The organism is Micromonospora sp. M51 (assembly GCF_018070305.1).
GTDB lineage: Bacteria > Actinomycetota > Actinomycetes > Mycobacteriales > Micromonosporaceae > Micromonospora > Micromonospora parva.
Window position 1 is genome coordinate 1 of the sequence record NZ_JAGPXZ010001444.1, and the last position, 548, is coordinate 548.

At 71.4% G+C, this 548-nt stretch carries 1 protein-coding gene; it reads left to right on the forward strand.

Annotation, left to right across the window (positions count from 1 at the left end; all coding sequences use genetic code 11):
- Positions 1-548, forward strand: a 548-nt coding sequence (locus KBX53_RS35345; RefSeq protein ID WP_210864073.1) for a PP2C family protein-serine/threonine phosphatase, incomplete at both ends; no start/stop codon positions are given.

Sequence of the window (548 nt, forward strand, 5' to 3'; positions counted from 1 at the left end):
CGGGTGCTGGTCATCGGGGACGGGGTCGGTAAGGGCGTTCCGGCCGCCGCGGCGATGGGCCAGCTGCGTAACGCGCTGCGGGCGTACGTGCTGGAGGGCTTCGATCCGGGTGAGTCGCTGACCCGGCTCAACCGGCTGGTCGGCTCCACCGAGGGCCGATCCTTCGCGACGGTGGTCTGTCTGATGTTCAACCCCCGCACCGGTCGACTGCGGTACGCGAGCGCCGGTCATCCGTCCCCACTGCTGATTACCGGAGGCGACGTGGCGTTCCTGCACGACCGGGCGCTCGGTCCACCGGTCGGCGCCCTTCCCGGTGCCACGTACGAGTCGGTCGAGGCCGAGTTGCCGGCCGGCAGTCGACTGCTGCTCTACACCGACGGGCTGATCGAGGACCGTCAGATCGGCATCGACGCCTCACTCGCCCAGCTTCGCGTCGACGCGGCCACCCCGAGTGAGCACGTGGTGGATCTGATCGACGCGGTGGTCGAGCGGGTCACCGGGCGGCCGCGCCGCGACGACGTGGCGGTCCTCGCCCTGGAGGCGGCGGA